Source organism: Candidatus Eisenbacteria bacterium, from assembly GCA_016867495.1.
Classification (GTDB): domain Bacteria; phylum Eisenbacteria; class RBG-16-71-46; order CAIMUX01; family VGJL01; genus VGJL01.
The window spans coordinates 1-2833 of record VGJL01000265.1 but is presented as its reverse complement, the minus strand read 5'-3'; the positions used below and the strand labels follow the sequence as shown (position 1 = coordinate 2833).

The window sequence follows — 2833 nt, the reverse complement described above, 5'->3', positions numbered from 1 at the left end:
ATCTGGTGCGCGCCATGAGCGGCGGATCGACCGGGACGGGCAGGATCGTCCTCCTGGAATAGCGCGACCCCGACGATCGTCCTGCCCGTGTCGATAGGCGTCCCGGTCATGGTTGCGTGGGTTCTACCGCGTCGGCCGCCTGCTTCATGACGATGGCGTCCGTCCCGGTCTTGGCTGCCTGGGTCTACCAGCTCCCCTCCTCCACCGGCACGCCGTCCTCCGACGCAGCGATCGTTTTCACGTGCGCCGCCGGGACCTCCACCGTCGCGTCGTCCTGCTGCGGCGTGAATCCCTTCTCCGCGTCCATCTTCTTCACCGACTTCACCCCCGCGAGGATCTCGGAGGTCTCGACGTCGCCCTTCTCCTCGTCGTAGAGGTCGAACCAGGGGAGGCCGAAACGCGCGTAGGTGCGAGCGCTGATCGGCGTGGCCGGCGGCTCCTCTCCCGTGATCTCGCGGTAGGCCATGCTGTTCACGATGTGGACGTAGAGGCGGCCGGTGTTCGTCTCGTCCCAGGTGTCGATGCCGTGCTGGTCGGGGTAGATCTTCTGGCGCATGCGGCCTCCGGCGCCGAGGCCCATCTCCGTGGCGACCGAGTAACAGCACTGGACGTTGCTGAAGCCCCCAGTCCCCATCCGGCCCCAGCGCTCGCGCGGCCTCTCGGGGAAGCGCCCGGGCTTGGGATCGTAGACGACGATCTGAAGTCCGCCGAACTCCGCCTTGCCCGTGACCTGCTCCTCCACCGTGTATCCCATCCCGAGGGGCATGGCGACGAACTGCCGGATGCAGTTCCTCTCTGCCTTGATGCCGTCCAGCCAGGGCTGATCCGGGCAGACGACGTAATCCTGCTTCGCGCGCGAGAGACCGGGTTCCCACACCGCGCCTGAGATCGCGTTGACCTTGCCCACGGCGACCTGGACGGCGCACGGCCGCCAGTAGGGGGCCTCGAACGAGAGCCAGAGCGCCTCGCGCTGGTACATCGGGATGAAGACCCCTCCATGCTTCCGCCAGGACTCGGGCACGCGGTCCTTGTAGTCGGCGACGCGGCGGATGGGGAAGTCGCCCAACCCCGGCGGCAGGGGGTAGTGCCTCTTGTCGTCCGGGATCCGAAGGGTGCGCTGGAACGAGAGGCTGAAGTGCCTTCCGATTCTGATCTGGTCGCCCACGATTCGCGCTTTGAGCATGATCTTCTCCTTTCTCAAGACGCTGATGGAACCGCTGAACGGTCGGGATCACGGCTGTGCCGCTTCGTCTCCTAGTACACGGGAAGGGGGGCGCTTTGGCGCGGATTCAAGGCGCGCGAGGAACGGCTTCGGCGAGTCTCCTTAACCGAGGATGGCCGCCAGGCGCCTCCTCAACCGAGGATGGCCGCCAGGCGCCTCTCTAACTGAGGATGGCCGCCAGGCGCTCGCGCTGCTCTGGCGAGAGAGTGGCCGCGAAGCGCTCGTACCCGGCCGTGGCTTGGCTTGCGGCGAGGAAGAGGAAGGGGTCGATCGGCTCGATGTCTCTGGGGGCGCGCATGGGCGCTGCCTGGGCCATGTGATGAACCTCGGCGTGGAGAATGGTCGGAGCCCCGGCGGCCTCCAGCCCCTCGTCCCGGAGGTCGTACTCGAATTGGCTCGCCCTCGCGGTCTTCTCGCCCATCGCGACCAGGAACTGCTCGCGGTAGATGCGCGCCTTCCGCACGATCCGCCGCAGGACATCATGTCCCTGCAGGGGAGTGAGCCCCAGGCGGCGCGCAGCCTCCGAGACCGCCCCCGTCGCGCGATCTTGCAGGATCTCCGCCAGCGTGAGGAAGAACGCGTCCTCCGCGGGACTCAATCGGTCTCGGATCCGCTCCGCGATGCCGGCAAGCATCTCTCTTTCCTCCCCGCTCAGGATCGACTCGAGAAGATCCTCGCCGCCCGGCGTGTCGTGGATCTCGGGATCGAACCCGACTTCCGGTTTCCGGTCGCGCCAGTAGTTCTTGACCAGGTTGGCGTGAATCGCCCGGCAGAAGGCCGGGAAGGCTCCCCGGGCGGGATCGAAGGTCTCGATGGCCTTCAGAAGGGTCTGCCCCGCGAGATCCTCCGCGACCTCCTTGCGAAGGCCGGCGACCCGCCCCCGGCGGACGAGTTTCCGCCAGCAGGCGATCTCCTCGGGCGTGGCGCTCTCGATCGGAGCCATCCGGTTCTTCCTCCCGTGGAAGGATACACGGAAGGGGGAGGGGTTTGGCGGGTGAATCGGGAGACGGGCGCGGTTCTTGCGCTCGTCCGAGAGCTGGGCAGGATGCGTCGCGCTGCCGACATGCGGCGCGTCGGAGCGCGGCGATGGGCTTCGGGCCAAGGCTGAACCACGCCGCTCTGATCATCGTCTTGCGATCGGCGGATCCGGAGTCTCCGGCGAGGGAACGCTTGACGTCAATGAGTATGCATAGTATACATATATGAGAGCATCGTGGGACCCGAGGAAGGCCAGGGCAAACCTGGCAAAGCATGGTGTCCGGTTCTCGGATGCCGAGGCTGTCCTCTTCGACCCCGTCGCAATCACGCGAGAGGATCGGATGGCTCGGGGTGAGCAGAGGTTCGTGACCATCGGTCGGGACGGGGTGGGGCGTCTGCTGGTCGTGGTCTACTCCTACCGCGAGGACGAAGTCCGGCTGATCTCGGCCCGGACCGCGACTCGCAACGAGAGGCGCAAGTATGAAGAGGGAATACGACTTCAGTGAGGGGCGCCGGGGCGCCGTGGTCCCCCAAACGGGCAAGACGCGAATCACGATCTACCTCGATGACAGCGTGCTCGAAGAATTCCGAGAGCGGGCCGATGCCGCTGGCCGTGGGTATCAGACCATGATC

Annotated in this window: 4 protein-coding genes; 2 read left to right on the top strand and 2 right to left on the bottom strand. The window is 66.4% G+C overall.

The window, feature by feature from the left end; translation table 11 throughout:
- Positions 1-184 precede the first annotated feature (184 nt).
- Both FJY88_13210 and FJY88_13205 read right to left on the bottom strand, forming a co-directional pair.
- Positions 185-1183, bottom strand: coding sequence for a hypothetical protein (locus tag FJY88_13210; GenBank protein ID MBM3288285.1), 999 nt, complete (start codon positions 1181-1183; stop codon positions 185-187).
- Positions 1184-1382: 199 nt separating this feature from the next.
- Positions 1383-2165 carry a hypothetical protein gene (locus FJY88_13205; protein MBM3288284.1) on the bottom strand — a complete coding sequence of 261 codons (783 nt, stop codon included), beginning with the start codon at positions 2163-2165 and terminating at the stop codon, positions 1383-1385.
- A gap of 259 nt (positions 2166-2424) precedes the next feature.
- Here FJY88_13205 and FJY88_13200 point away from each other — a divergent pair, with 259 nt between their 5' ends.
- Both FJY88_13200 and FJY88_13195 read left to right on the top strand, forming a co-directional pair.
- Positions 2425-2706, top strand: a complete 282-nt coding sequence (locus FJY88_13200) for a BrnT family toxin (GenBank protein MBM3288283.1) — start codon at positions 2425-2427, stop codon at positions 2704-2706.
- Positions 2681-2833, top strand: a 153-nt coding sequence (locus FJY88_13195; protein MBM3288282.1) for a BrnA antitoxin family protein, incomplete at its 3' end; no start/stop codon positions are given. The genes FJY88_13200 and FJY88_13195, both read left to right, overlap by 26 nt.

Bases quoted from the DNA above. Each gene is read 5' to 3' on its own strand.
- FJY88_13210 (MBM3288285.1), bottom strand. From the start codon at position 1,183: ATGCTCAAAGCGCGAATCGTGGGCGACCAGATCAGAATCGGAAGGCAC.
- FJY88_13205 (MBM3288284.1), bottom strand. From the start codon at position 2,165: ATGGCTCCGATCGAGAGCGCCACGCCCGAGGAGATCGCCTGCTGGCGG.
- FJY88_13200 (MBM3288283.1), top strand. From the start codon at position 2,425: ATGAGAGCATCGTGGGACCCGAGGAAGGCCAGGGCAAACCTGGCAAAG.